Origin of the sequence: Pseudomonas sp. HLMP, from assembly GCF_046365545.1 — a bacterium.
GTDB lineage: Bacteria > Pseudomonadota > Gammaproteobacteria > Pseudomonadales > Pseudomonadaceae > Aquipseudomonas > Aquipseudomonas guariconensis_B.
Genome location: NZ_JBDLLR010000001.1, coordinates 3,724,985 through 3,750,485, shown reverse-complemented (window position 1 = coordinate 3,750,485; position 25,501 = coordinate 3,724,985). Strand labels below are relative to the sequence as shown.

The 25,501-nt window shown below is 63.1% G+C and carries 25 protein-coding genes and 1 tRNA gene; 16 read left to right on the top strand and 10 right to left on the bottom strand.

The window, feature by feature from the left end:
* The first annotated feature begins 22 nt into the window (after positions 1 to 22).
* On the top strand, positions 23 to 733 hold the full coding sequence (gene purC / locus ABFA30_RS17205; RefSeq protein WP_225787416.1) for a phosphoribosylaminoimidazolesuccinocarboxamide synthase: 711 nt from the start codon (positions 23 to 25) through the stop codon (positions 731 to 733).
* Between the two features lie 91 nt (positions 734 to 824).
* Positions 825 to 914 (top strand) — tRNA-Ser (locus tag ABFA30_RS17200).
* A gap of 194 nt (positions 915 to 1,108) precedes the next feature.
* On the opposite strand, the gene ABFA30_RS17195 is transcribed toward ABFA30_RS17200, so the two are convergent.
* Entirely contained in the window at positions 1,109 to 1,996 is an 888-nt protein-coding gene (locus ABFA30_RS17195; protein WP_368816250.1) for a LysR family transcriptional regulator, read from the bottom strand.
* Between the two features lie 147 nt (positions 1,997 to 2,143).
* On the opposite strand from ABFA30_RS17195, the gene ABFA30_RS17190 reads away from it, so the two are divergent.
* The gene (locus tag ABFA30_RS17190) at positions 2,144 to 3,355 is read left to right on the top strand and encodes an MFS transporter (protein ID WP_410045716.1); all 1,212 of its coding nucleotides are present in this window, start codon (positions 2,144 to 2,146) and stop codon (positions 3,353 to 3,355) included.
* Between the two features lie 18 nt (positions 3,356 to 3,373).
* Positions 3,374 to 3,646, top strand: coding sequence for a cyclophilin-like fold protein (locus ABFA30_RS17185; protein ID WP_410045715.1), 273 nt, complete (start codon positions 3,374 to 3,376; stop codon positions 3,644 to 3,646).
* A 14-nt stretch (positions 3,647 to 3,660) separates the two neighbouring features.
* Here the strand turns inward: ABFA30_RS17185 and ABFA30_RS17180 are convergent, their stop codons facing one another.
* The 6 genes from ABFA30_RS17180 to ABFA30_RS17155 all read right to left on the bottom strand — a co-directional run bounded on the left by ABFA30_RS17180 (position 3,661) and on the right by ABFA30_RS17155 (position 10,677).
* The gene (locus tag ABFA30_RS17180; RefSeq protein ID WP_225787420.1) at positions 3,661 to 4,683 is read right to left on the bottom strand and encodes an XdhC family protein; all 1,023 of its coding nucleotides are present in this window, start codon (positions 4,681 to 4,683) and stop codon (positions 3,661 to 3,663) included.
* A gap of 83 nt (positions 4,684 to 4,766) precedes the next feature.
* Entirely contained in the window at positions 4,767 to 7,013 is a 2,247-nt protein-coding gene (locus tag ABFA30_RS17175; RefSeq protein WP_410045714.1) for a molybdopterin cofactor-binding domain-containing protein, read from the bottom strand.
* A complete protein-coding gene (locus ABFA30_RS17170; RefSeq protein ID WP_225787422.1) occupies positions 7,013 to 7,468 on the bottom strand; it encodes a (2Fe-2S)-binding protein in 456 nt (151 codons plus the stop codon). The genes ABFA30_RS17175 and ABFA30_RS17170 overlap by 1 nt, the downstream gene beginning before the upstream one ends.
* Positions 7,469 to 7,626: 158 nt before the next feature.
* Positions 7,627 to 8,520, bottom strand: a complete 894-nt coding sequence (locus ABFA30_RS17165) for a LysR family transcriptional regulator (RefSeq protein ID WP_225787423.1) — start codon at positions 8,518 to 8,520, stop codon at positions 7,627 to 7,629.
* A 228-nt stretch (positions 8,521 to 8,748) separates the two neighbouring features.
* Positions 8,749 to 9,651, bottom strand: a complete 903-nt coding sequence (locus ABFA30_RS17160; protein ID WP_225787424.1) for a LysR family transcriptional regulator — start codon at positions 9,649 to 9,651, stop codon at positions 8,749 to 8,751.
* Positions 9,652 to 9,756: 105 nt separating this feature from the next.
* Positions 9,757 to 10,677 (bottom strand): LysR substrate-binding domain-containing protein, encoded by a 921-nt coding sequence (locus tag ABFA30_RS17155; RefSeq protein ID WP_253167796.1) that lies wholly within the window; start codon positions 10,675 to 10,677, stop codon positions 9,757 to 9,759.
* A 194-nt stretch (positions 10,678 to 10,871) separates the two neighbouring features.
* Between ABFA30_RS17155 and ABFA30_RS17150 the strand changes: the two genes are divergently transcribed.
* The 4 genes from ABFA30_RS17150 (at position 10,872) to ABFA30_RS17135 (ending at position 14,854) form a co-directional block, all read left to right on the top strand.
* On the top strand, positions 10,872 to 11,621 hold the full coding sequence (locus ABFA30_RS17150) for an SDR family NAD(P)-dependent oxidoreductase (RefSeq protein WP_225787426.1): 750 nt from the start codon (positions 10,872 to 10,874) through the stop codon (positions 11,619 to 11,621).
* A gap of 72 nt (positions 11,622 to 11,693) precedes the next feature.
* A complete protein-coding gene (locus tag ABFA30_RS17145) occupies positions 11,694 to 12,992 on the top strand; it encodes an MFS transporter (protein WP_253102851.1) in 1,299 nt (432 codons plus the stop codon).
* 18 nt (positions 12,993 to 13,010) lie between these two features.
* Positions 13,011 to 13,859, top strand: a complete 849-nt coding sequence (locus tag ABFA30_RS17140; RefSeq protein WP_225787428.1) for a transketolase — start codon at positions 13,011 to 13,013, stop codon at positions 13,857 to 13,859.
* Positions 13,856 to 14,854 carry a transketolase family protein gene (locus ABFA30_RS17135; protein WP_253102850.1) on the top strand — a complete coding sequence of 333 codons (999 nt, stop codon included), beginning with the start codon at positions 13,856 to 13,858 and terminating at the stop codon, positions 14,852 to 14,854. The genes ABFA30_RS17140 and ABFA30_RS17135 overlap by 4 nt, the downstream gene beginning before the upstream one ends.
* A gap of 241 nt (positions 14,855 to 15,095) precedes the next feature.
* Here ABFA30_RS17135 and ABFA30_RS17130 read toward each other — a convergent pair whose 3' ends face one another.
* Entirely contained in the window at positions 15,096 to 15,341 is a 246-nt protein-coding gene (locus ABFA30_RS17130; RefSeq protein WP_253080958.1) for a hypothetical protein, read from the bottom strand.
* A gap of 418 nt (positions 15,342 to 15,759) precedes the next feature.
* Between ABFA30_RS17130 and ABFA30_RS17125 the strand changes: the two genes are divergently transcribed.
* Positions 15,760 to 17,718 carry a hybrid sensor histidine kinase/response regulator gene (locus ABFA30_RS17125; RefSeq protein ID WP_253167793.1) on the top strand — a complete coding sequence of 653 codons (1,959 nt, stop codon included), beginning with the start codon at positions 15,760 to 15,762 and terminating at the stop codon, positions 17,716 to 17,718.
* Here the strand turns inward: ABFA30_RS17125 and ABFA30_RS17120 are convergent.
* Together ABFA30_RS17120 and ABFA30_RS17115 are read right to left on the bottom strand one after the other, a co-directional pair.
* Entirely contained in the window at positions 17,646 to 18,422 is a 777-nt protein-coding gene (locus ABFA30_RS17120) for a response regulator transcription factor (RefSeq protein ID WP_225787432.1), read from the bottom strand. The two genes, ABFA30_RS17125 and ABFA30_RS17120, sit on opposite strands and share 73 nt — an antisense overlap.
* Positions 18,423 to 18,501: 79 nt before the next feature.
* A complete protein-coding gene (locus ABFA30_RS17115; protein ID WP_410045713.1) occupies positions 18,502 to 19,368 on the bottom strand; it encodes an AraC family transcriptional regulator in 867 nt (288 codons plus the stop codon).
* A gap of 152 nt (positions 19,369 to 19,520) precedes the next feature.
* Here ABFA30_RS17115 and ABFA30_RS17110 point away from each other — a divergent pair, with 152 nt between their 5' ends.
* The 7 genes from ABFA30_RS17110 to ABFA30_RS17080 all read left to right on the top strand — a co-directional run bounded on the left by ABFA30_RS17110 (position 19,521) and on the right by ABFA30_RS17080 (position 25,408).
* Positions 19,521 to 19,907 carry a hypothetical protein gene (locus ABFA30_RS17110; protein ID WP_225787434.1) on the top strand — a complete coding sequence of 129 codons (387 nt, stop codon included), beginning with the start codon at positions 19,521 to 19,523 and terminating at the stop codon, positions 19,905 to 19,907.
* 19 nt (positions 19,908 to 19,926) lie between these two features.
* Positions 19,927 to 20,229: an antibiotic biosynthesis monooxygenase gene (locus ABFA30_RS17105; RefSeq protein WP_225787435.1), complete on the top strand. Its 303-nt coding sequence runs from the start codon at positions 19,927 to 19,929 to the stop codon at positions 20,227 to 20,229.
* Between the two features lie 248 nt (positions 20,230 to 20,477).
* Positions 20,478 to 21,830 carry an MFS transporter gene (locus ABFA30_RS17100; RefSeq protein WP_225787436.1) on the top strand — a complete coding sequence of 451 codons (1,353 nt, stop codon included), beginning with the start codon at positions 20,478 to 20,480 and terminating at the stop codon, positions 21,828 to 21,830.
* 27 nt (positions 21,831 to 21,857) lie between these two features.
* Positions 21,858 to 22,847 (top strand): LysR family transcriptional regulator, encoded by a 990-nt coding sequence (locus ABFA30_RS17095; RefSeq protein WP_225787437.1) that lies wholly within the window; start codon positions 21,858 to 21,860, stop codon positions 22,845 to 22,847.
* Entirely contained in the window at positions 22,834 to 24,249 is a 1,416-nt protein-coding gene (locus tag ABFA30_RS17090; protein WP_410045712.1) for an aspartate ammonia-lyase, read from the top strand. The genes ABFA30_RS17095 and ABFA30_RS17090 overlap by 14 nt, the downstream gene beginning before the upstream one ends.
* A 146-nt stretch (positions 24,250 to 24,395) precedes the next feature.
* Positions 24,396 to 25,103 (top strand): AzlC family ABC transporter permease, encoded by a 708-nt coding sequence (locus ABFA30_RS17085; protein WP_368816502.1) that lies wholly within the window; start codon positions 24,396 to 24,398, stop codon positions 25,101 to 25,103.
* Positions 25,100 to 25,408, top strand: a complete 309-nt coding sequence (locus ABFA30_RS17080) for an AzlD family protein (protein ID WP_225787440.1) — start codon at positions 25,100 to 25,102, stop codon at positions 25,406 to 25,408. Before ABFA30_RS17085 ends, ABFA30_RS17080 begins: the two co-directional genes overlap by 4 nt.
* Positions 25,409 to 25,501 lie beyond the last annotated feature (93 nt).

Genomic DNA, 25,501 nt, shown 5'->3' with positions numbered 1-25,501 from the left:
ACTCAAGCAAGCGGAGCCCATCATGGAAAAACGCGAAGAACTCTACCGCGGCAAGGCCAAATCGGTTTACAAGACCGACGACGCCGACCGCTTGATCCTGCTGTTCCGTAACGACACCTCGGCGTTCGACGGCAAGCGCATCGAACAACTCGACCGCAAGGGCATGGTGAACAACAAGTTCAATGCCTTCATCATGCAGAAGCTCGAAGCAGCCGGCATCCCGACCCAGTTCGACAAGCTGCTGGGCGACAACGAGAGCCTGGTCAAGAAGCTGGACATGATCCCGGTCGAGTGCGTGGTGCGTAACTATGCCGCTGGCAGCCTGGTCAAGCGCCTGGGCGTCGAGGAAGGCATCAAGCTCGAGCCTTCGACCTTCGAACTGTTCCTCAAGAACGACGAGAAAGGCGACCCCTTCATCAACGAATCCCACGTGATCGCCTTCGGCTGGGGCACCGCCGAGCAACTGGCGACCATGAAGCAGCTGTCGCTGAAGGTCAACGAAGTGCTGAGCAAGCTGTTCGACGACGCCGGCCTGCTGCTGGTCGACTTCAAGCTGGAATTCGGCCTGTTCCACGGCCAGATCGTCCTGGGCGACGAGTTCAGCCCCGACGGCTGCCGCCTGTGGGACAAGGAAACCCGCAAGAAGATGGACAAGGACCGCTTCCGCCAGGGCCTCGGTGGTGTCATCGAAGCCTACGAAGAAGTGGCCCAGCGCCTGGGCGTGCCGCTCTAAGCGCTACGCGCACGCAAGCGCCTGATACCACGCGAATTTTTTCAAAGAAGGGTTTGCCTTTCGCGAAATCGCTGGTATGATGCGCGCCACTGGAGAGATGCCGGAGTGGTCGAACGGGACGGATTCGAAATCCGTTGTACCTTCGCGGGTACCTAGGGTTCAAATCCCTATCTCTCCGCCATACATAGAGAAGCCCCACAGATTAAGATCTGCGGGGCTTTTTCGTTTCTGGGTTGTAGGTAGTCGCCCTACCGCCTAAGTCACGTTGGTGGCTGCAATCGCTTTCTTTTCACTGCCCTGCAGAGTGTGCATTACTTCTTGTAGCGCCAATGGCCGCTGCATCGGTATGCATCCTCTGCCTTCAAAAGCGGCCTGTCACATACGCAGTGCATTGACGACCAAGGTAAACGCATGGGATGGCTGCCGACGACTCGGGTAATACAAGTGATAACCCGGGAACGGCGCGCACCAGTCTTCCAGTACGCGAACCAGACGGCCATCCTCCAGGTGCGGGGCGAATTCCTCCTCGGGAAGAAACGCGATGCCCAGGCCTGCCAATGCAGCATCCACCATGCTGGGCGAGGTGTTGAATACCAGTTGGCCATCCACCCGCACATTCAACGGCTGGCCACGCCGCTCGAACTCCCAGACGTACAGCCCACCTGCCGACTGCATGCGCTGGTTGATGCAGCTGTGCTTGAGCAGGTCGCGTGGGGTCTTGGGAACGGGGCGACTTTCAAAGTACGCCGGGGAGGCTGCAGCGGCCATGCGCAAGGGTGGGCCGATGGGAACCGCGATCATGTCCTTGTCGATGGTATCGCCCAGGCGCACGCCCGCGTCGAAACGGTCGGCAACGATATCGCGAAAGCCGTAGTTGATGTCGAACTCCATCTTGATGTCGGGGTACTCGCGCAAGAGGGGCGTGAGCTTGGGAAGCAGGTAGGTGCGCAGAATATGCTCGCCACAGGTGATCCGCACGGTACCTGCAGGCTTGTCTCGCATCTCGGTCAACTCGTCGAGCTCTGCTTCGATTTCGTCGAAGCGATGACCAATCGCCTTCAACAGGCGCTCGCCGGCTGCCGTAGGCGACACGCTGCGCGTGGTGCGGGTGAGCAGGCGGATGTCCAGCCTCGCTTCCAGCCCGCTGATTGCCTGGCTCAGGGCGGACTGGGTCACGCCCAGCAGCGAGGCGGCGCGGGTGAAACTGCCTTCCCGGGCAACGGTCACGAATGACAACAGATCGTTGAGGTTTCGTCTGACCATGGCTGCTGCGTCCCACACTTGACTGATTAGTAGGTCTTATATCCCCTTTAAGCATTCATTAGCTAGTAATGGGGCCCGGCATGTTCCACCATTTCCAACGCCTGCCATCACCGGGCTCCTTTTTCCTGACTATTCCAGCTGTAGCAGATGACTGAAAACATCGAGAGAACCCTATCCTCAAACGACCAGACGCAGGCACCCATTGCCCATTGGAGCGGTGTCTTCGCGATGTCGCTGTGCGTGTTCGCGCTGATCGCCTCCGAGTTCATGCCCGTCAGCCTGCTGACGCCAATCGCGGCCGATCTCCAGGTCACGGAGGGGATGGCCGGGCAAGGTATCGCCATCTCCGGCGTGTTCGCCGTGTTGACCAGCCTGTCGATCTCCGCGTTGGCCGGCGGCATGAACCGCAAGACGTTGTTGCTGCTGCTGACCGGGGTGATGGCCCTGTCGGGTGCCGTCGTCGCGCTGGCGCCGAACTACCTGGTCTATATGGTCGGCCGTGCGCTCATCGGTGTGGTCATCGGTGGCTTCTGGTCCCTGTCGGCGGCAACGGCCATGCGCCTGGTGTCGCCCCACCAGGTGCCGCGTGCCCTGGCGATCTTCAACGGCGGCAATGCGCTGGCCACGGTGATCGCGGCGCCGCTGGGTAGCTACTTGGGGTCGATCATGGGCTGGCGTGGTGCGTTCTTCTGCCTGGTGCCGGTGGCGGCGATTGCCCTGGTCTGGCAATGGGTGAGCCTACCGGCCATGCAGGTCCCGCAGCGCCCGTCGGCTGCGAGCAATGTCTTCACGGTGCTCAAGAACCGGGCCGTGGCATTGGGCATGGCTGCTTGCGGTGCCTTTTTCATGGGCCAGTTCGCCTTGTTCACCTATGTGCGGCCGTTCCTCGAGAAGGTGACGCAGGTCGGCGTGTCCACCTTGTCGCTCATCCTGTTGGTGATCGGCGTCGCCGGTTTCATCGGGACCCTGTTGATCGGCAGCGTCCTGCGGCGCGGCCTGTACGGGACGCTGATGGTCATTCCAGTGGTGATGGCGGCCATTGCATTGACGCTGATTCCACTCGGTGGCTGGGCTGCGGCGGTCGTGGCGCTGCTGGGCCTGTGGGGCCTGATAGCGACCTCGGCGCCGGTGGGCTGGTGGAGTTGGATCGCCAAGGCCATGCCCCACAATGCCGAGGCTGGCGGCGGGCTGATGGTCGCGGTCATCCAGCTGGCCATTGCCCTGGGGTCTACCATGGGCGGCGTATTGTTCGATGCCAGCGGCTACCAGAGCACCTTCGTCGTGAGTGCGGCCGTGCTGCTGCTTGCGGCTTTGCTGACCTTCCTGACCTCGCGCGCGCCAGCGCCCAAGGTCGCCTGAGCCCCGCTGGCGGGGGCAATGCCCGAGATTACCAAGGAATCACCCATGTGGATGACCGGCGGCGAACGCCGCTTTGCCATTACCTTGGCCGATACCGAGGCGGCCCATGCCTTCGCCGCGATGTTGCCGCTGGCCATCGACATGGCCGACCTCAATGGCAACGGGAAGCACGCGGACTTGCCGAAGCCGCTCCCACAGGGACAGCGCTCAACTCATGACTGGCGCCGAACCTTGTGGGGCTTGCCGGCGATGGGGCGCGAAGCGGCCCCAAAAATGCCGGCTGAAAGTTAACTGACCGGCATTCGCTAGGTCGTCAGCACCTGGCGCTCCCTGGCGCGCTTGGCCCTGGACACGCTGATTTCACCGGGCAGGGCGACGGCATTCTTGCTGGCAAGGACTTCGGCCATGACGCTGACCGCGATCTCGGCCGGTGTCTTGCTGCCGATGTAGATGCCGATAGGGCCATGCAGGCGCTTGAGCGACGCCTCGGTTTCGCCGAAATGCTCGATCAGGCGCTCGCGGCGCAGCTGGCTGTTGCGCCGCGAGCCAATCGCGCCAATGTAGAACGCCGGGCTGTGCAGGGCTTCGAGCAGGGCGAGGTCGTCGAGCTTGGGGTCGTGGCTGAGGGCGATGATGCAGGTGCGCTGGTCCGGGACGAAGGCCCTGACCACGTCATCTGGCATGCCGACGATCTGCTCGACGCCCGGCAGGTGCCAGCCGGCCTGGTGTTCGGGGCGGGGATCGCAGACCGACACGTTGAAACCGTTGAACAGGGCCATGGTCGCCAGGTACTCGGCCAGCGCACCGGCACCGATCAGCAGCATGCGATACCCTGGGCCGAGCGTATTGACCATGCGCTGTCCGTCGAAGCTGAACTGGTCTGGAACCGGGGTCGGGGTGAGGCTGACTTCGCCATTGGCCAGGTCCAGTTCGCGGCGTACCAGGTTGCCCGTGTCGAGGCTGGCGAGGAGTTCGTCCAGGCTGTCCACGGCCGGCTGGAACTCCAGGACCAGCTCCAGCGTACCGCCGCAGGGCAGGCCGAAGCGATGGGCCTCGTCGGCGCTGACACCATAGCGGACCACCTGCGGCAGGTCGCCGTGCATGCCGGGCCCGCCATAGGCCGTGGTGTGGCGGTGGATGAGATCGTCCTCGATGCAACCACCGGACACGCTGCCCACCACGCGCCCATCGCTGCGCAGCGCCATCATCGAGCCGACAGGCCGTGGCGACGAGCCCCAGGTGCGGGCAACGGTGGCCAGCAGGACGCGCTCGCCAGCGGCGAGCCAGTCGCGGGTGGTGCGCAGTACGAGCAGGTCGATGCTTTCCATGGGTGTCGCGAAGCCTCTATGGTGTCTGTGCTGGCTTGCGCGGCCTGCCAGCGGATCTTGCGCATCAGCGATCGTCCAGCGCGTCAGCCGAACGTATGGCGGCTCAGCGGTATGCTGCGAATACGCTGGCCGGTCAGTTGCGCCACCGCATTGGCCACGGCGGGCGCCACCGCTGGCAGCGGCGGTTCGCCGATGCCGCCCATCTTCGCGCCGCTCTCGACGATACGCACATGCACCCGGGCCATGCGCGACGGCGGCAGGATCGGGTACTGGTCGTAGTTGCGTGCCCGCGGCATGCCATCGCGCCACACCGCTTCCTCCAGCAGCGCTTGCGACAGGCCCAGGGCCACGGCCCCGTTGACCTGGGCCTCGATGATCGCTGGGTTGACGATGCTGCCCGGATCGATCGCCTGCCAGATGTCGTGGACCTTGACCTGGCCGTCGTCGATCGACACCTCGGCGATCACCGCCGCCTCCGAGCCGAACGGCGAGGCCATGGCCACGCCACGGGCGCGCTTGCTGCCGTCCTCGGCGGTGAACGGGCCGCGTTTCCAGCCCCCGGACAGCTCGCCGACCGCCTGCAGCAGGTCGCTCAGGCGCGGGTTGTCGCGCAGTAGGTGCAGGCGCAGCTCGAAGGGGTCGTGACCGCCTTTGTCGGCCAATTCGTCGAGAAAGGCCTCGTAGAAGAAGTCGTTCAAGGAGTTACCCACGGAGCGCCAGTAGCCGAGCATGGCAGGCCCTTTGACGTAGACCTGGGCGATGCGCTTGTTGGCGATGGCATAGGCCTTGCCCGCCAGCCCTTCGAGCGCACTGGGGTCGAGTTTCTCGCCCTGCTTGCCGGCGATGGCTTCGGTAGGGCCTTCGGTGGCGCTCACGGCTTCCAGGGCCACCGGCAGGCCTTTGTCATCCAGCCCGGCGCGGAACTTGACCACGGCCATGGGGCGCAGGACATCGCGCAAGAACTCCTCCTCGCGGCTCCAGATCACCTTGACCGGGCGGCCGACCGCCTTGGCCAGCGTGATCGCCTGCGGGTAGGGATTGGCCGAGTCGTAAAGAAAATGCCGGCCGAAGAAGCCCCCCAGCAAGGGCGAGTGCAGGGTGATCCGCGCAGGCTCGAGCCCGGTGCGCTTGGCGATGTCGTCGCGGAACATGTCTGGCGCCTGGTTGGGCAGCCAGACCTCCAGCGAGCCGTCAGGGTTGAAGCGTGCCGTCGCTGACGGTGGCTCCAGCTGGGCATGGTTGAGGTACTGGTTATGGTAGGTGGCCTCGACCGTGGTCTTGGCGCTGGCCAGGGCAGCAGCCACATCGCCTTCCTTCTCGTCGTCGCGCCCTGGGCCGGGCTGGGCGGCCAGGTGCTCGCGCCAGGCGTCGCTGGAAAAGTCCTTGGGCATCGGCCGCACCTTCGAGTCCGGGCCCGGCTCCTGCCAGTCGACCTGCAGCGCCTCTGCTGCGCGTTTGGCATGCCACCAGCGTTCGGCGACCACCGCCACCGCGCCTGGCAACTGGTGCACCGAATGCACGCCCTTCATGGCCTTGACCTGCGCTGCGTTGCGCAGGCCGCCGACGGTCATGCCCAGGCGCGGTGCGTGCTGCACGGCGGCATGCAGCATGCCGTCGACCTTGATGTCGATGCTGTACTGGGCCTTGCCGGTGGACTTGTCGTAGGCATCGACGCGCTTGACCGGCTTGCCGATCCAGCGGAACTGGCTGGGGTCGCGCAGCTTGACGGTGGCCGGGTCCGGCACGGGCAGGTCCATGGCGCGCTCGGCCAGTTCGCCATAGCTGATGGTACGGCCCGAGGCGGCATGGACCACCTTGCCGGGCTCGGTGGAGAGCTCACCCAGCGGCACGCCGAAGTGCTCGGCGCCGGTCTGCAGCAACATGTTCCGGGCCAGGGCGCCGAGGCGGCGCATGGTCGGGTAGCTCATGCGTACTGACATGCTGCCTCCGGTGATGCGCATGCCGTTCTCCATGACCACGTAGGCCTCGCCGGGCGGTGCACTCTCGACCAGGAAGGTGGCCGGGTCGGCATCCAGTTCTTCGCCGACGATCTGCGCCATCGAGGTGTAGGTCCCCTGGCCGCCCTCCATGAACGGGCTGAGCAGGCGCACGGTGTTGTCCGGGCGGATCTCCAGGAAGGCAGGCACCTGGGTGCCACGCTCGGTGGTCGCGGCGGCGGCCTGCACACGGGCCGACCCCAGTGGCAGGCCGAAACCCAGTACCAGCGCACCCACGGCGGTGCCGGCGAGAAAGCGTCGGCGGGACAGGTTGACGGTTTCGCCCACGGGCAGGTGCAGCAGGTCTTCAGGGGTGTCGATGCGCGTCTTCATCAGGCCTTACCCCCTTGGGCCAGGTCATGCATGGCGGCATGAATGGCGTTGTAGGTGCCGCAGCGGCAGAGGTTGACCATCGCGGCGTCGATCTGCTCGTCGCTGGGCCTTGGCGTGTGCTTGAGCAGCGCGGTCGCCGCCATCACCTGGCCAGACTGGCAATAGCCGCACTGGGCCACCTGGTGCTCGACCCACGCGGCCACGACCCGTTTGCCCACCTCGTCGGCTTCGATCGCTTCGATGGTGGTCACCTCACGCCCGACCACAGCGGCCGCCGGGGTGACACAGGCACGCACGACGTTGCCATCGACCAGCACCGAGCAGGCGCCGCACTGGGCGAGGCCACAGCCATACTTGGTGCCGGTCAGCCCCAGGTCGTCGCGAATCACCCACAACAAGGGCGTGTCGGCCTCGGCATCGACCTGATAGGTCCGTTGGTTGATTTTCAGCTCCATGGCTCACCCGTAATCAGTCGGTTGATGTGTCGATTTTTCTTCTAGGGAGGAGGGCCAAGCACGCCCAATCCCGAAACGCTAGCACAGCGTCGCTGGGCCAAGGCCTAGCCGCCATCGCTAGGACCTAGCGATGGGATTGATAAATCGCCTGCGCAGCTTCAATCCGCCAGCCGCAAGGCGTCGATCACCACCTGCATGGCCCGCGAGGTTTCCCGGTGCGCGGCGTAATAGAGGTGAAAGCCCGGAAAGCTGCGCCACCACTGCTCCAGCACCGGCAGGGCGCGCCCGGACTCCAGGTGCGGTCGGGCCAGGTCCTCGGGCACATAGGCCAGGCCATGGCCATCGAGCGCCGCATTGAGCACCTGGTAGATGCCATTGAACACCAGGCGGCCCGGCACGCGCACGTTCATCTCCTGCTCGCCGTGCTTGAGTTCCCAGGCATAGAGGTTACCGTGGGTGGGCAGGCGTAGGTTGATGCACGCGTGCGTCATCAGGTCAGCAGGGGTTCGGGGGCGCTCGCGGGTGGCGAAGTAAGCGGGCGTGCCGATGATGGCCATGCCGAAGGGCGGGCCGATGGGCACCGCGCAGATGTTCTTGGCCAAGCCGTCGCCGAGCCGTACGCCAAAGTCGAAGCGGCCCTGGACGATATCGGTGAAGGCATAGTCGGCGTGCAGTTCCAGGTGCAGCCGCGGATGCTGGGCCAGGACTGGTGCCAGCTTGGGCCATAGCAGTGTGTCGATGGCATGGTCGCTGGCCGTGATACGCAAGGTGCCGCTGACCGTGTCGCCGAACTCGGCCACGGCGTGCAACTGCGCTTCGATGGCTTCGAGCCTGGGCGCCACCGAGGCGAGCAGACGCTCGCCCGCCTCGGTCACCGACACGCTGCGGGTGGTGCGCGTCAGCAGGCGCACGCCCATCTGCGCCTCCAGGGTGCGGATGGTGTGGCTGAGCATCGACTGCGACATGCCCAGTTGCGCGGCGGCACGGGTGAAGCTGCGTTCACGCGCCACGGCGACCAGGGCCAGCAATTGGCTGTAGGGCTCCTTGGCCATTGGCCGGTCTCCTCGGGTTGGCTGTTCCAGTGTAATGGGCGCTGACGTGGCCTGCCTCAGGGGCGGGCTGGCGGCGTCGGTCGGTGCCCCTGGGGAGCGCAGGGGGAGGGCTGGGTGATGTTCATTGGCTTCGCGGCCTGGAAATACGACAGGCCGTAGAGTCTAGGTATCAGCGGGGTCAATAAAAACCCGCATAAAGCGCATGTAGCTATGTATCAGATTGATAAGTCAGTCGAGACGCAAGGCGCCAATCAGCAACGCCATGGCACCGGAAGGCTGTCGACGGCTGGGGTAGTACAGGTGCAGGCCCGGCCACACCGGGCACCAGTCGTCGAGCAGGCTGATCAGGTCGCCGGCCTGCAGGTGGGCGGCCAGCAGCTCCTCGGGCAGGTAGGCGACCCCCAACCCGGCCAGGGCGGCGTCGAGAATATCGAAGGTGGTGTTGAACACCAGCTGGCCTTCGACCTTGAGGTTCAGCGAGCGTCCTTCTTTGCTGAATTCCCAGGGCCACAGGTTGCCATGGGTGGGCAGGCGGATATTGATGCAGTTGTGCTGCAGCAGGTCCTCGGGCACTTGCGGTGCGCCATGGCGCGCCAGGTACGCCTTGCTGGCCACCACGGCGAATCGTGCATCGGGGGCGATGCGTACCGCGATCATGTCCTGTGCCAACGATTCACCCAGGCGCACGCCAGCATCGAAGCGCTCGGCGACGATATCGACGAACCCGTTGTCGGTGAACAGCTCGACCTTGATGCCGGGGTACTGGGGCAGGAACTGCTTGAGCTTGCTCATCAGTACCGTGCGCACCGCATGGTCCGAGGCGGTGATGCGGATCGTTCCGGTGGGGCTGTCGCGCAGGTCGTTCATGGCCTCGAGCTCGCCGTCGATCATTGCCATCTCCGGCGCCACCGTGCGCAGCAGTTGTTCGCCAGCCTCGGTGGGCGTGACGGTCCGTGAGTTGCGCACCAGCAGGCGGGCCCCCAGCCGCGTTTCGAGGGTGCGCACCGCGTGGCTGACGGCAGTCTGCGACATGCCCAGGCGGGCTGCGGCCTTGGTGAAGCTGCGCTCGCGGGCCACTTCGAAAAAGATCGGCAAGCCGGTGAAGGCGTCGCGCAGAGACTTGTGCTCCATGAGTGATGACCTCAGTGGCGTGGGGCAGGGGGCAACGTACGTGATTGGTGGGAAGTTTTGTAGCCCTGGCAGAGGCAGTGTCGGCTATCCCGCCAACCCACGGGATCAATAATTGAAGTCATGGCCCAACTGCCCCTGTACCCAATCGAGGAACTGTCGAACCGTCGACGACTCGGCATGCCCGCGCGGAAAGACAAGATGATGCGCGCTAACCGGGGTCGCCAGCTCTTCTGCGAATACGGGCAGCAACTCGCCACGAGCGATGTAATCCTGGGCAAGAAGCGAACTCTCCAACGCGAAACCGTAGCCATGGCTCGCCGCCTCCAGGCTCATGTAGGAACGGTCGAAGCTGAGTGCAAACGGCGCCTGGGGAAGCGTTACGCCTTGCTGGGCGAACCATTGAGGCCACTGGACCAATGCCGCCTCCGAGAGGATCAGGTTTTGCCCCAACAGGTCACTGGGCTGCGTGATTGGCGTGCGCGCGAGCAGTGTCGGCGCGGCCAGTACCGTCGCGCGCTCGTGTCGAATGGTGCGCACTTCCAGGCTGGGCCAATTGGGATAGCCATGGCGGATATCGAGGTCAAGCTGGTGGCGACCGAAGTGCAGCGACTCGTACGAGCAGGACAGGTTGATCTGGATGTCTGGATGGCAGGTGCGAAAATGTTCGAGGCGCGGTAGGAGCCAGAGCAGGCCGAAGCTAGGCGCGGAGTGAAGGCGCAGACAATCGAAGCCGACCGAGCTGCCGGCACGCTCGGTGGCGCTCGCCAAGCTCTGCAGAATGCCTGAAACGTCACGCAGGTATTGTTTCCCGGCAGGTGTCAAGGAGACGCCGCGGGCCTCTCGGATGAACAAGGGGCGCCCGATCAGCGCTTCCAGGTTCGCGATCTGGTGACTGACGGCTGATGGGGTGATGTTCAACTGCTCGGCCGCTCGGGCAACGTTTCCAAAGCGTGCCACTTGCTCGAAGGACTGAATTGCTTTCAGCGCAGGGATCTGGGGCGGCTTTCTGAGTGAATCCTGGTTCATGATCTTTCCTGAAAGCAACGGCTGTGACAGAGGTTTTTACTCTGCACGGATAACTGCCTACAAGACAGGGCTGAATTTTTTTCAGCATCGGATGAGGTGCACTGCGTTGCTGCTCCCTCGCGCCTGCATGAAGCTGTGGCCATCGGTTCTGTGTGAACCGCCGCTCACGACAATAATCATCCGGAGCACTGCCCATGCTACTCGAAGGAAAATTCGCAATCGTCACCGGTGCCGCCTCTGCCCGCGGGATCGGCCGCGCGACCGCCCAAGCGTTTGTGGACCAAGGTGCCAAGGTCGCAATACTGGACATCGATGCGCAAGCGGCATCCGACGCCGCCGCGACACTCGGGGAAGGCCACATTGGAATTGCCGTGAACGTCGCCGATGAAGCACAGGTACGCGACGCCGTGGCGCAAGTGCTGGCCCATTTCGGCCGGATCGATGTACTGGTCAACAATGCCGGCATCACTCAGCCGGTGAAGACACTGGAAATCACCGGTCCTGACTATGACCGTATCCTCGATGTGAACCTGCGAGGTACGTTGTTGATGTCACAGGCGGTCATCCCGTCGATGCGTGCCCAAGGTTCCGGCAGCATCATTTGCATGTCTTCCGTCTCTGCCCAGCGCGGGGGCGGCATCTTCGGTGGTCCTCACTACAGTGCAGCCAAAGCCGGCGTGCTTGGCCTGGGCAAAGCGATGGCCCGCGAGCTTGGCCCGGACAACGTACGGGTCAATTCGATCACCCCTGGCCTGATCCATACCGATATCACCGGCGGACTGATGCAAGACGAACGCCGTCACGCCATCATCGAGGGGATTGCGCTTGGCCGGCTCGGTGAGGCGCGCGATGTCGCCAATGCAGCATTGTTCTTGGCCAGCGATTTGTCGAGCTATCTGACGGGCATCACCTTGGACGTCAATGGTGGGATGCTGATCCACTAGCCGTCCCGCCGTGTTCTGTATCTGAGCCCGGCCTGTTCCGGGCCATCAATAACAACAAGAGATCAGATCGACATGACCATATTGACGCTCGACGCGGCCTCGGCCGCGCGCAGCAGTGCCTACCGCAAGACGGCCTGGCGATTGATGCCTTTTCTCATGCTCTGCTACCTGTGTGCCTACCTGGACCGGGTGAATGTCGGTTTCGCCAAGCTCCAGATGATGGATGACCTGGCGCTTTCCGAGGCGGTATACGGGTTGGGTGCCGGGATGTTCTTCATCGGCTATTTCCTGTGCGAGGTACCGAGCAACATCATTCTGCACAAGGTCGGCGCGCGACGTTGGATCGCCCGTATCATGATCACCTGGGGCATCATTTCGGCGATGTTCGCTTTCGTCGAAACGGCCTGGCAGTTCTACCTCCTGCGCTTTTTGCTCGGCGTCGCCGAGGCGGGGCTTGCCCCCGGCCTGCTGTTGTACCTGACCTACTGGTTCCCCTCTTACCGACGGGCGAAGATGACCGCCCTGTGGTTCATCGCCATCCCGCTTTCGGGCATGGTCGGCGGGCCTCTGTCGGGCTGGATCATGGAACGCTTCGCCGGCGTGCAGGGCTGGGCCGGCTGGCAGTGGATGTTCGTGCTGGAAGCCATCCCTACCGTCCTGGTGGGTATCCTGGTACTGAGCTACTTGAAGGATGGCGTCGAGCAGGCCCATTGGCTCAGTGACGACGAAAAGGCCCTGGTGCGCAAGGAGCTGGCTGAAGACGAGCGGTGCAAGGTAGAGCATGGATCGGTGGCCGACTTCATCCGCGACCGTCGGCTGTGGCTGCTGGCCGGTATCTACTTCTGCGTCGTGATGGGCCAGTATGCGATCACCTTCTGGCTGCCGACACTGGTGCGCAATGCGGGGGTGAGCGAACCCTTGCACATCGGTTTGCTGACCAGCATCCCCTACCTGTGCGCCATCGTTGCGATGCTGCTGGCCGGACGCAGCGGCGATCGCCACCGCGAACGGCGTTGGCATCTCGCGATCCCCATGTTGCTTGGCGCGCTGGGCCTGAGCCTTGCCGCAGCCCTGGGCAGCAACCTCACCCTGTCGATCCTTGGCCTCTGTCTCGCTGCGGCTGGGGTCCTGTCCGCGTCGTCGCTGTTCTGGATGCTGCCTACCACATTGCTGGGCGGTGTATCGGCTGCGGCGGGTATCGCTGCGATCAACAGCTTCGCCAACCTTGCCGGCTTTTGCTCCCCCTACCTGATCGGGTGGGTCACTACGGCCCTGGGTAGCAATGCCATCGGCATGTACCTGATCACCGGCGTGCTGATGTGTGGTGCCCTCCTGGTGTTCCGCGTACCGGCAAACCTGGTCAATCGTTGATTCAACAAGGAGTCACTCATGACTGCTGTGCCTACCCACAACGAGGCGCTGCCCCTGGCTGTGCGCGCTCATAATATCCGACGTCATGCCCTGCGTATGGGCCAGGTCCAGGGCCAAGGCTATATCGGCCAGGCACTGGGTGCTGCGGACCTGCTTGCCGTGTCCTATTTCCATGCCCTGCGCATGGACCCAGGCAATCCTGGATGGGAGGCGCGCGACCGTTTCTACCTGTCCATCGGCCATTACGCGATCGCCTTGTACGCTGCCCTGATCGAAGCCGGGGTCATTCCGGAGCAGGAGCTGGAAACCTACGGTAGCGATGACAGTCGCCTGCCCATGTCCGGCATGGCTGCCTACACCCCCGGCATGGAGATCACCGGCGGCTCGCTTGGCCATGGCCTGGGCATCGCCGTCGGCGCCTGTCTGGGGCTCAAGCGCAAGGGCTCGGCGAGCTGGGTCTACAACCTGCTGTCGGACGGTGAGCTGAACGAGGGCTCCACCTGGGAGGCGGTGATGTCAGCCAGCCATTGGCGGCTGGATAACCTGATCGCCATCGTCGACGTCAACAACCAGCAGGCCGACGGCCATTCCAGCGAAATCCTGGCGTTCGAGCCGATCGTCGACCGCTGGCAGGCTTTCGGCTGGTACGCACAACGGGTAGATGGCAACGACCTCGACGCCTTGGTCCGGGCCTTCGATCAGGCCCGTGCCCACCCGGATGCGCAACCGCGGGTGATCATCTGCGACACCCGCATGGGCAAGGGCGTGCCCTTCCTCGAAAACCGCGACAAAACCCACTTCATCCGCGTCGACGAACACGAATGGGACCTTGCCTTGAAAGCGCTGGACGCTGGGAGCCAAGCATGAACACTGCGAATGTATCGAAGAAACGCCTGACCACGTCGGCGATGATCGCCTCCATCGCTGCCGAGGGCCAGCCTACCCGGTCGGCGCCGTTCGGCCATGCCTTGGCGGCCCTGGCTGAACAGCGCCAGGACATTGTCGGCCTGAGCGCCGACCTGTCCAAGTACACCGACCTGCACATCTTCGCCAAGGCCCACCCCGACCGCTTCTACCAAATGGGTATGGCCGAGCAACTGCTGATGAGCGCTGCTGCCGGCATGGCTCGCGAAGGCCTGACACCTTTCGCCACCACCTATGCGGTATTTGCCTCACGGCGGGCCTACGACTTCATTTGCATGGCCATTGCCGAGGAGAACCTCAACGTCAAGATCGTTTGCGGCTTGCCTGGCCTGACCACGGGCTACGGCCCAAGCCACCAGGCAACCGATGATTTGGCGATCTTCCGTGCGATGCCCAACCTGATGATCGTCGACCCTTGCGACGCGCTTGAAATCGAGCAGGCGGTGCCTGCCATCGCCGCGCATAAGGGACCGGTGTACATGCGCCTGCTGCGCGGTAACGTACCCGTGGTGCTGGATCGCTACGACTACAGGTTCCAGTTGGGCAAGGCGCAGGTCTTGCGTGGTGGGCGAGATGTCCTGTTGATTGCCAGCGGGCTTATGACCATGCGCGCGCTGGAGGCGGCGGAGCAGTTGCACAAAGAGGGGGTGGACGTCTCGGTGCTGCACGTCCCGACCATCAAGCCGCTGGACGAGGAGACGCTGCTCGCCGAGGCACGCAAGCCGGGCCGCTTGGTCGTGACTGCAGAAAACCATTCGATCATCGGTGGCCTTGGCGAGGCGGTTGCAGGTGTACTGCTTCGCAACGGCGTCACGCCGACTTTCCGCCAGATCGCACTGCCGGATGCATTCCTGGATGCGGGGGCGTTGCCGACTTTGCATGATCGCTATGGTATTTCCACGGAGGCGGTAGCGCGACAGATCAGGGCTTGGCTGTAACGAATAATGCAGGGGCTGTTCCCTTTGGGCCTGTCTGCTGTCGATTGCAGCGGGTTGTGAACGTCTGTTAAGGACTCAGGTTTTATACACGAATACTATTTAAGGTAATACTAGACTCGGGATGGTCCGGTGCATGACCGAACCCGAGGTGTGGGATCGAGCTGAGCAATCAGTGAAGATCGATACATGGGCGATGCAAGAGAGCCAGGCGTTATCCTGGCTCTCTTGTTAATTGCTACCGTCATTTAAAGTCCTTCGTTACCGCTGATGGTTTGTTGGGGTCGTCCTTGACGTCCCGTTGTTCTTGTTGTCGCTGAGCGATCTGCTGTTGCTTCTGCTCCACACCGCCATCACCCCATAGGCGCGCTTGCTCCGCTAGAAAGTTCTGCTTGAATTGCCTGGCTCGCTCAAAGCCGTCTTCAGCATAAGCCGTGCCCATAAGACCAAGCAGCATGCTGCCAACCGCGAGGGTTTTTACAAGTTTCATGATTGTTCTCCATCGTTACCAGGCTCGCCGGGATGGCGGCCTTCGCTAACGGGTAGTTTGAAAAGGCGAAGCTGACGACAAGGTGAGCCGACAGTTGCAATTGCGTCATTTCGACCGATGCACAACGACTGACCCTTGGCGTGGTGTTCGCCGTCTGTGTTCCCCCCAGGCCCACCCTGGTCTTCGCAACCTCTCCCCGCTCGCTCTGTGTGGGCAAGGGGCGGCCTTGACCGCTCGCCAGCGGCGCGATGGCGAGTTTTCGGACAAGTGCTTTAATCTGATTGATGTTCATGAAGCCTGCTCCGGCTGTTTCGAAATTGGAGTTTTTCGACGGATTCAGCTTCTCACCGAAGGCGTGTTTTAAAAATACAACGGCGGTGGTGCAACAGTTGTAGTAGCCGCAGCGTGAGTGGCCAACATGACAAGACTGCGTGAACTCCAGATGGCTGCCGTTGAACTTTTCGGTTTACCACAGCGTTTTTCTTCCGCGCGGGACGAGCAAGGCTTCCTCGACACCCAGGCCATTGAAAACCTCAGAAGGCGACGCTTGTTCATGTTCGTCGCCATTGCTGTTTGGGCAGGTTTTGGTTATTGGGATTATTACCACTACATCAGCCACGAACACGTCCTGTCCCGGACGGACTTTCACGGGATCCTGGTATGGCGGGTGGTCGGCACGCTGGCGATAGCCGCAGTGACCGTGGTGTCGTTCACCGCACGTTTCGAGGATGAGCGCTGGGTGAACAGAAGTGTGGTGGTCACGGTATGTTTCACCCAGACCTGCCTGGTGGCCATGGTGCAAATCGTGCCGGCGCCGTTGAACTACAACTATTATTTTGTCGGCATCGTACTGGTTATCTTCTTTCAGCATGGCACCTTGGCACTGCTGGCTCGTTATTCTTTGTTCAGTACGGGTTATTGCGTGCTGTTGTTCCTGCTGCAGGAAATCGCCACCGGGGCTTTGCAGATCAACTTCTTTCCCGCCATGTTCTATTTGCTGGCATTTACCTTGGTGGGGTGGACGATCAGTGTGCGCGCCGAGAAGGTTGCCCGGGAGGGGTATCTCAAAACCCTGGCCCTGAACAGGAAGAATGAAAGCCTCGAGCAGGCCAATAGCCGGATCCGCCGCGAGAAGCAGAAAGCGGACGATGCGTTGAAGGCCTTGTTCGACCAGGAGGCGAGGAAAGCCGCGCAGATCCGCGAAAAGGCCGAAGCCAGCACGCGCTTCGTGCGCGCGGCCTACCATGACACCATGCAGCCCTTGGCCTCGATCGCCTCCTTGGCGTTCGCAGGGGAGCGCATTGTCGAGCAGGGCCAGCATGATCGCCTGCGTGAGGTCTTCCGGGATATAGAGGCCTCTGGCCGGGAAATCAGCGCCCTGTTCACAGGCCTGCGTGAAGTGTTCACCAGTGGTGAGTCGCAACCGGCCATCGAGCCTTTTTCCTTGAACGAACTGATGACGGAACTCGGGTGCCTGTACATGCCTTCGGCGCAGGCCAAGGGCCTGCGTCTTCGATTGCCCCAGCGCCGGCGGGATGCCGTTCTCAATTCTGATCGGGCGATCTTCAAGCGGATCTTGGGGAACCTGATCTCGAATGCCATCAAGTACACGGAGCGTGGCGGCGTCCTGGTGGGCAGTGTGGCGGGCAGAACGACCTTGCGCATCGATGTGGTCGATACTGGCATAGGCATCCCCGACGCCTTCAAACGCAAGATCTTCGAGGAGTTCTTCCAAGTCGATAATCCTAACCATGACAGCCAGCGTGGCCTGGGGCTTGGACTTTCGATCGTGAAAAACTTCATCGACCGGCTCCCGGGGCATCGGCTGACCTTCGCAAGCCGGCCCGGACACGGCAGCCGTTTCTCAATCGATTGCCCGCTGTACCAGGGCGATGAGCCGCCGTTGGGCGCCAGTGCGTCCGCTGTGCAGGTCAACGGGAAAGACCTGGATATCACCGGTGCCTATGTGCTGCTGGTCGACGATGACAAGCGCATCCTCGACAGCCTGTCGAAATCCCTGACCTTGCAGGGCGCCATCGTCGTCACGGCCGAGGATCGGGCCTCGCTGCAGGCGGCGCTGGAGCGGGCGCCTGACCGCTACCCGGACCTGCTCATCTGCGATTACACATTGCACGACGGCCTGGTTGGCGTGGCGCTGATCGAGCACGTCAGGGCGTTCTACGACTGGGCCCAGGTGCCGGCGATCCTTTACTCGGCGGAGCTGTTGCCACGGCCGCTGGATGACGATTTCCTCTCCCGGTCGGTCAGCAAGGGTGAAAGCGCGGCAACATTGATGGCCGCCGTTCAGCAGCTCTTGTTCCGCGGCCGGCAGGCCAACGCTGGCGAGGCGGGGGAAGACAGCACCCCCAGCACCTGACCGGTCTTGGCGAACAAGCCTTGCAAGCCGTAGAGGTCGATCACCCCGAACTTGCTGTAGAGCTTGCTCAGGTACTGGCGCACGTTGACCGGGTTGATCTCCAGGATCGCCGCGATCTTCCAGGGCGCATTGCCTTGCAACGCCAGGCGCAGAATGTCGAATTCGCGAGGCGTTACCCCCAGGTCCTTGGGGCCTAGCGGGGTGACGGGCCGCTCCTGGAGGGGAAGGGAAGGAGCCGGTGCCTGGCCACCTTTGCCGATCGCTTCGCTGGGCAGGTACACCCCGCCGCTCAGCGCACGGTTGATGGCTTCCAGCATCGCCTCATGAGCACTGGACTTGGGCACGTAGGACGACGCTCCCCGACGCATGACCTCATCGACGAAGCGCCGCTCGGATTCGGCCGACATGACGATCACCGGGGCCACCACACACCTTGCGGGGTCGGGGTCAGACGGCTCCTCCCGGCCGGATTTGAACAGGGACAACAGGCTCAGGCCATTGTCTGGCGTGAGGTCGTTGCTGGTGGGGGAGGTGGGGATGCAGAGGTCCAGGAAGATCACGTCGAAGGCTTGGCTGCGCACCAGCGCCAAGGCTTGCGACGTGCATGAAGCTTCCAGGACCTGGGCGTCATGGTGAACGGCCTGGATAAGGCTTTTGACCCCGGCCCTGAGGATGCCGTGGTCATCTATCAGCAGAATGCGCATCGGCCGTCTCCGGGCGGGGCGGGTTTGCATGCAGTATCGCTGAGACGGAGGGATCCGTATCTACTACGGCTGTAGTGGGTCAGGGCGTGCTGGGCGTGGGTGAACACGCTGGCACAAGCACGATGCTGCGCGCAGCACCTGCCTCACCGCTGGTGCCGCGTTCGAGCAGATAGCGTGCCGGCGGCTTGCCCATCGCCTTGCGGAACATGGTGACGAAGCCACTGGCGCTTTCATAGCCCAGCGCCAGCGCAACCGTCTGCACGCTCTCGCCCCTGGCCAGGCGTTGCAACGAAAGGATCACGTGCAACTGCCGCCGCCAGCGGCCGAAACTCATGCCGACTTGCTGCAGCAACAGCCGGCTCATGCTGCGTTCGCTCATGCCGATGCGCTTGGCCCATTCACCACTCGGTGTTTTGCTGGCCGGATCGGCCAGCAGCATTCGCGTCAACTGGCGCAGCCTGCGGTCGCTCGGCGTCGGTAGATGCAGGTCTTCGACGGGAGCTTCGCACAACTCGTCCAGCAAGGTCGCGATCAACCGCGCCTGCGGACCCTGCTCGGCGTACAGCGTTTCGAACCCCGTCGCCTTGAGCAGCAATTCGCGGAGCAAGGGCGACACGGCCAGGGTGCAACAGGCACTAGGTAAACCTTCGATGGCCTGCGGTTCGACGAACAGGCAATAGCACTCGGTTTCTCCCGACCCCCGGACCGAATGCAGCATGTCGCCCGGGATCCACAGTGCGCACTGCGGTGGCACGATCCACAGCCCGGTCTCTACCTCGCAATTGAGGATGCCTCGCACCGAGTAGATCAACTGCGCCTTGCGATGGCGGTGAGGTGCGTGCTCCCAGTCCCTGCCCACCCAGGAGGCATTCAAGGCGATGACCTGACGGGCAATGCCATCGATGTCCCACGAATGCGGGCTGTCCTCTGTGGCAGTCGGCTGCACGATGCTTGTTCCTGTGGAAGGCGGATGCCTTTGGCCGAAATGAAAAACAGAATGACAAGATTATGCAATGACGTCCACGGGGAGCGTCGTTATTGTGCAACGGCGTCGTCGACGCCTTGTTTTTTCAGGAGCCAACCCAGAGGACGAGCCCGATGCTTTTGAATTCCACCTATTTCCCGTTGGTCTGGATGAAGATTGGCGGTGCCGGCATCGATACCGGCGACGAGGGCTTTGCCGCGTTCGAAGCGCTGTTGGCCCGCGAGGAGCCTTTCGTGTTACTGGATGCGGAAAACGCAGACCGGCAGGCGCATGAGCATTCCCACGAAGAACGCAAGCGATTGTCGCTCTGGATGAAGCGTCACAAGGCCGCCTTGCGCGCTTTCGTCAGAGGGCAGGTGCTCGTCGAGCCCGATGCTGAAAAACAGAAAGCCGCCAGGTCGTTCGCCAGCACGTTCGAAGCCTTCTGGGGCTATCCGCTGTTGGTAGTGAACACCGAGGAAGAAGCCTTCAAGGTCGCGGATCAACTACTGGCGAAATGAACGGCGGAGCGATAGCGCCATGGGCCTGGTTGCAATCAACACAGTGGAAATCGACTCGGCCAATGGGGCGGCAGCGAACCTTCGGGGGAGGCTGGAAACACTGCTGCAAGCGCTGAATCGCACGTCCGGCTGCGTGGCTTATACCTTGGCTCGCCGGGAGTCCTCGAGCGAGGCCTGGATCATCACCGGACATTGGGACTCGGTCGAGCGCATGACCGAGCACTTCCACCTGCCCTGCCTGGCCACGCTGTTCGAACTGGCAGCGCAGCGGCGTTTGTCGAGGTTGTGCTTTACAACATTTCTGCTTGCCCCCTCTCCGTGAGCGAACGCCATCCTGCGCCTGTCACTGGCCAGGTGTAGATAGCCTCGCTCCACGAAGCTCCTGACGCTACCGAGCAACGCCGCGAGCCCGATAAAAGGCACCTCCATCAGTGTTCGTGGCCGCTAGTATCAAGGATCCTGATACTCCGAACACACCTGCTGTTTTGCTGATTGTGCAGCCGTAGACTCATTCGCAACCGGCCACCCGGGCCGGCCCACAACTACTACAAGAAGCAAGTGGAGACACGAATGAGTAGTCCAGTTTCGTTCGAAGACCTCCCCCTGAGCCGCTTCCACCTGCGGACGGTGTTCAGTGGCACAGGCGGTCAATTCAGTGACGGATTCGTGCTAGGGATCATCGGCATCGCGGTCAGCATGGCGGCGGGGCCGTTGCAATTGAATGCGCTATGGATGGGGCTGCTCGGCGCGGCGTCATTGGCGGGCCTGTTCCTCGGCAGCCTGTTTGCCGGGCCATTGGCCGACAAGTTCGGCCGTCGCACCATCTTTGCCTGGGACATGCTGTTGTTCGCAGGTATCTCGGCCTCGCAGTTCTTCGTCACCTCACCGGAGCAGTTGCTGGTGCTGCGTCTGCTGCTGGGCCTGGTGCTGGGCTTCGACTATGTGGTGAGCAAGTCGCTGGTCACCGAGTTCGCCCCGCGTCGTTACCGTGGTCGCCTGCTCAGCGTGCTCGCGGCAGCCTGGGCGGCGGGGTACGTGGCGGCCTACCTGGTGGGCTTCGCCATCCGTGATATCGGCCCGGACGCCTGGCGGGTGATGCTGGCGTTGAGCGGTGTGCCGGCGTTGCTGATCCTGCCGCTGCGCCTGGGCGTGCCAGAGTCGCCGATCTGGCTGGTGGCCCGTGGCCGTAGGGAGGAGGCGCTGGCCATCGTGCGCGCCAAGTTCGGCCCGAACGTGAGCCTGCCGACAGCACCCGTCACGCCAAGCAAGCGCGGCGGTTTCAACGAACTGATGAGCAAGCGCTGGCGCAAGAACACCCTGGTCGGCTGCGTGTTCTACACCTGCCAGGTGATCCCGTTCTTCGCCCTGGGTACGTTCTCGCCCCGGGTGCTGGAAGCGCTCAACGTACAGGACAAGTTCGTCGGCGGCCTGGTGTACAACGTGCTGCTGATGATCGGTGCGCTGCTCGGTTTGCTGATCATCGACCGCATCTCGCGCCGGGCATTCCTGGTCGGCACCTTCTACCTCAGTGCCGTGGGCCTGGCCGCGCTGGCCTGGGCCGGCCTCGGGCCGCTGGGCACCATCATCGCCTTCGGCTTCTTCGCCTGCGTGCTGGCGGCAGCAGTCAACCTGGAGTTCGTCTACCCCGGCGAGCTGTTCCCCACCCACCTGCGGGCCTCGGGTATCGGCATGGCGGTGGCCGCCAGCCGCTTCGGTTCGGCTTTCGCCACCTTCTTGCTGCCGATCGCCGTGCAGCACCTGGGGGTGCATACGGCGCTGGGAGTGTGCGTCGGTGTGCTGGTGTTCGGCGGGGTGTTCTGTCACCTGTTCGCCCCCGAGACCAGCCAGGAGCAGCTTGCAGCGGTCAGTCCCGAGGCCCAGGCTGCGGCCACGGCCGATGAGCGGCCGGCCAACGCGCACTGATCCGCTAACGCTAAAAAGGAAGATCCCATGCCAGCCAATCGACTGATCGACATGCACGCAGTACAGGTGTTCATCGCCGTGGCCGAGGAGGGCAGCATGTCGGGCGCGGCCAGCCGCATGGGGATCTCCCAGTCCGGGGTGTCGCAAATGGTCCGCCAGTTGGAGGACGAGTTGGGGGTCGTGCTGGTCGATCGCACCACGCGGCCATTGACCCTGACCCCCTTCGGCCTGGCCCTGCGCAACCGTGGTGCGCTGCTCAGCGAGGAGCTGTCCAACCTCAAGGCCCAGGTGCTGGATGCCGGGCGCGGGGTAAAGCCCGACCTGCGCATCGGCCTGGTCGACTCCTTCGCCGCCACCTGCGGCTCGATGTTCACCCGGCAGATGCTCGGCCAGGTGACGCAGTTGTCGGTGCGCACAGGCTTGAGCCCGCAGCAGGGCGAGTCGCTGCTGCGCCGTGACCTGGACCTGATCGTCACCAGCGACCCACTGATGGATGCCAACGACGTGATCCGCTACCGCCTGTTCACCGAACGCTACTTCGTGATCACGCCCAAGGCCCAGGGCAAACAGCTGCACAGCATCGATGACGTCCGTGCGCTGGCCAATGTGCTGCCGGTGGTGCGTTTCAACCGCACCTCGCAGGTGGGCCGGCAGATCGAGCGGCACCTGCGCAGCCTCAACGTGCGCGTACCCAACCGCCTGGAGCTGGACAACGCCGACGCCCTGACCGCCATGGTCGCCGAGGGTATCGGTTGGGCGGTGACCAGCCCCATGTGCTTTCTCCAGGCCTTGCCCTGGGTGGATAACGTCACCGCCCACCTTGCACCCGAGCTGAACCTGGAGCGCTCGCTGTACCTGGTGGCCAGACGCAATGAATACGGCGCCTTCTTCGCAGATGCCTGCGAGTCGGCGCGTACCGTCATCTTCGACTCCTTCCTGCCGCGCCTCGAGGCGCTGGGCAAGGGGGTCGAGGCTTTAGTGAAATTCGATGAGGGAACTACCTGTGAGTACTTTTGACCGTGTCGACGTGCGCGTCGAACAGGACTATGTGGGCGATGTGCAGATTCCGGCAAGCAAGCTCTACGGCGTGAACTCCGTACGCGGGTTCGACAACCTGACCGTCTCGCCGCTGACCGTCGCCCATTATCCGGCGTTGCGCGATGCCTTCGCCCAGTGCAAGTGGGCCGCGGCCCTGGCTAACCTCGACTGCGGTGTGATCGGCGGCACCCAGGCTGAGGCCATTGCGCAGGCCTGCCAGTCGCTGATCGCTGGTGAGTGCGACGACTCGCTGATCGTCGACCTGATGGAGGGCTCGGGCGGAACCTCGACCAATATGAATTTCAACGAGGTCATCGCCAATCGCGCCCAGCAGTTGCTCGGCCATGCCGCCGGCAGCTATGACGTGGTGCACCCCAACGACCACGTCAACATCTCCCAGTCGACCAACGATGTGTATCCGGCGGCACTGAAGATCGCCACCCATGCCATGCTCGGTGGGTTGATCGAGCAGGTGCAATTGCTGGCGGCCGTATTCGAGGCCAAGGCCGTGCAGTTCGCCGACATCCTCCATCTGGGCCGCACCTGCTTGCAGGATGCCCAGCCCATGCGCCTGGGCCAGCTGTTCTCCGGCTACGCCTCGCTGACCCGCCGCCTGGCCGATGAGCTGGTGGCCGTGCGCGGCAAGCTGCGTACCCTGCCGCTGGGCGGCACTGCCATCGGTACCGGCTTCGGTGCCCCGGCCGACTACCGTGCGGCGGTGTACCAGCACCTGGCACGCATCACCCAGGTGGAGTACCTGGCCCCGGCCAACCCGTTCGATGCCATGCAGAACATGGACGTGTTCGCCCGTGTCTCCGGCGAGTTGCGCACCTGCTCGGCGTCGCTGGCGAAGATCGCCGCTGACCTGACCAAATTGTCTTCCGGCCCGGTAGGTGGCCTGGGCGAGCTGAAGCTGCCGGAAGCCCAGGCCGGTTCGTCGATCATGCCCGGCAAGGTCAACCCAGTGCTGCCGATGGCGATGATCCAGCTGAGTTTCGCAGTGATCGGCAACGACGTCGCCGTGGCCCAGGCCGTGCAGTATGGCGAGCTTGAGATCAATCACTTCGAGCCTGTGGTGGCCTCGCGGGTGTTCGACAGCATCACCTTGCTGACTCAAGGCATCGAACGTTTCCGCGACAAGTGCGTGGCTGGTATCCAGGCGGATGAGGCACGCAATCTGGCGCATCTCACCGACTCCATGGCCGTGGCCACTGCCCTGGTGCCGCGCCTGGGTTATGCCCAGGTCAGCAAGCTGGCGCGCCAGTCGGTGAACGAAGGTCGCTCGCTGCTGGCGATCATGGCCGAGTCGGGAGTGATGACTGAGGCCGACGCGATAGCGGCCATCGAGAAGGCGTCGTGCCCGGTGTTCGAGGGGCGGTGATCGATAGCGCATTAGCGCTATCACAGCAGGCCAGTGGGGGTGTCCCCTGGCCTGCCGAACACTTATTCGCTTTTCTGAATCAAGGCTGCCCAGCAAAATATGCCCCAATGCCTGAGCACCCATACAGAAAAGAGGAGAGGTTTGCGTTGAGTGTGGAAAATAGACCCGTGCGGTTGGACGCGGGCGAGGTATGGGGTGGCTTCAAGCAGCTTCTGCCCATTTCCCTGTTCGTCGTTGTCTTCGGTGTCGCCTTCGGCCTGGCTGCGGCCCAGACTGGGCTGGACGATGTATCGACGCTACTGATGAGTGCGTTGGTGTTTGCCGGCGCGGCGCAGTTCGCTGTTCTCGATATGTGGGGAACGCATGTACCGATCGTCCCGCTGGTCATCACGGTGTTCGCGATCAACGCCCGGCACCTGCTGATGGGCGCGACCCTGTATCCCTGGTTGAAGGACCTGCCCCGGGCCAGGCGCTACGGGGTGATGCTGGTGGTGTCCGATGCCAACTGGGCGATGTCGATGCAGGCCTTCAACCGCGGCAAGCCTGGCCTGGGGCTCTTGTTGGGTGGGGGCATCGCGTTGTGGTCGGCCTGGGCGCTGGGCAGTTGGCTGGGCCTGTACTTCGGTAGCGCGATCCAGGACCCGGTCAGCCTGGGGCTCGACATGGTGATGGGATGCTTCCTGCTGGCAATGGTGATCGGTGGGCAAAAGAACCTGCGCATGCTGGTTATCTGGAGCCTTGCGGCGTGCTCATCGCTCCTGGCGTACGCGTACCTGCCTGAAAACAGTCATGTGGTGGTCGGGGCATTGGCCGGTGGTGTGCTGGGAGCACTCTGGATGGAGAAGAAGCAATGAGTATCGAAAGCACAGGCCTCGGCACGTTCGTCATTATCCTGGTCATGGCGGTGGTGACCCTGGCCACGCGCTGGGGTGGCGTTTTCGTGATGTCGTTCGTGCCGATCAACTACCGCGTGCAGCAGTTCATCAATGCCATGTCGGGTTCGGTACTGGTGGCGGTCATCGCCCCGCTGGCGGTGACGGGCGACATGGGCGCGCGTCTGGCCTTGCTGGCGACCGCGGTCGTCATGCTGTCGCTGAGAAAACCGCTGCCGGCGATTGCCGCAGGCATCATCGTGGCGGCAATCGCCAGGCAGTTCTGAAGGACGGCCCTGACTCCACCGGTGTACGGCAAGGGCTGCGCCCTTGTTCGCGAGCAAGCTCGCTCCTACAGGGGCCTGCCTCAACCGTATGTT

Bases quoted from the DNA above. Each gene is read 5' to 3' on its own strand.
- purC (WP_225787416.1), top strand. From the start codon at position 23: ATGGAAAAACGCGAAGAACTCTACCGCGGCAAGGCCAAATCGGTTTAC.
- ABFA30_RS17195 (WP_368816250.1), bottom strand. From the start codon at position 1,996: ATGGTCAGACGAAACCTCAACGATCTGTTGTCATTCGTGACCGTTGCC.
- ABFA30_RS17190 (WP_410045716.1), top strand. From the start codon at position 2,144: ATGACTGAAAACATCGAGAGAACCCTATCCTCAAACGACCAGACGCAG.
- ABFA30_RS17185 (WP_410045715.1), top strand. From the start codon at position 3,374: ATGCCCGAGATTACCAAGGAATCACCCATGTGGATGACCGGCGGCGAA.
- ABFA30_RS17180 (WP_225787420.1), bottom strand. From the start codon at position 4,683: ATGGAAAGCATCGACCTGCTCGTACTGCGCACCACCCGCGACTGGCTC.
- ABFA30_RS17175 (WP_410045714.1), bottom strand. From the start codon at position 7,013: ATGAAGACGCGCATCGACACCCCTGAAGACCTGCTGCACCTGCCCGTG.
- ABFA30_RS17170 (WP_225787422.1), bottom strand. From the start codon at position 7,468: ATGGAGCTGAAAATCAACCAACGGACCTATCAGGTCGATGCCGAGGCC.
- ABFA30_RS17165 (WP_225787423.1), bottom strand. From the start codon at position 8,520: ATGGCCAAGGAGCCCTACAGCCAATTGCTGGCCCTGGTCGCCGTGGCG.
- ABFA30_RS17160 (WP_225787424.1), bottom strand. From the start codon at position 9,651: ATGGAGCACAAGTCTCTGCGCGACGCCTTCACCGGCTTGCCGATCTTT.
- ABFA30_RS17155 (WP_253167796.1), bottom strand. From the start codon at position 10,677: ATGAACCAGGATTCACTCAGAAAGCCGCCCCAGATCCCTGCGCTGAAA.
- ABFA30_RS17150 (WP_225787426.1), top strand. From the start codon at position 10,872: ATGCTACTCGAAGGAAAATTCGCAATCGTCACCGGTGCCGCCTCTGCC.
- ABFA30_RS17145 (WP_253102851.1), top strand. From the start codon at position 11,694: ATGACCATATTGACGCTCGACGCGGCCTCGGCCGCGCGCAGCAGTGCC.
- ABFA30_RS17140 (WP_225787428.1), top strand. From the start codon at position 13,011: ATGACTGCTGTGCCTACCCACAACGAGGCGCTGCCCCTGGCTGTGCGC.
- ABFA30_RS17135 (WP_253102850.1), top strand. From the start codon at position 13,856: ATGAACACTGCGAATGTATCGAAGAAACGCCTGACCACGTCGGCGATG.
- ABFA30_RS17130 (WP_253080958.1), bottom strand. From the start codon at position 15,341: ATGAAACTTGTAAAAACCCTCGCGGTTGGCAGCATGCTGCTTGGTCTT.
- ABFA30_RS17125 (WP_253167793.1), top strand. From the start codon at position 15,760: ATGACAAGACTGCGTGAACTCCAGATGGCTGCCGTTGAACTTTTCGGT.
- ABFA30_RS17120 (WP_225787432.1), bottom strand. From the start codon at position 18,422: ATGCGCATTCTGCTGATAGATGACCACGGCATCCTCAGGGCCGGGGTC.
- ABFA30_RS17110 (WP_225787434.1), top strand. From the start codon at position 19,521: ATGCTTTTGAATTCCACCTATTTCCCGTTGGTCTGGATGAAGATTGGC.
- ABFA30_RS17105 (WP_225787435.1), top strand. From the start codon at position 19,927: ATGGGCCTGGTTGCAATCAACACAGTGGAAATCGACTCGGCCAATGGG.
- ABFA30_RS17100 (WP_225787436.1), top strand. From the start codon at position 20,478: ATGAGTAGTCCAGTTTCGTTCGAAGACCTCCCCCTGAGCCGCTTCCAC.
- ABFA30_RS17095 (WP_225787437.1), top strand. From the start codon at position 21,858: ATGCCAGCCAATCGACTGATCGACATGCACGCAGTACAGGTGTTCATC.
- ABFA30_RS17080 (WP_225787440.1), top strand. From the start codon at position 25,100: ATGAGTATCGAAAGCACAGGCCTCGGCACGTTCGTCATTATCCTGGTC.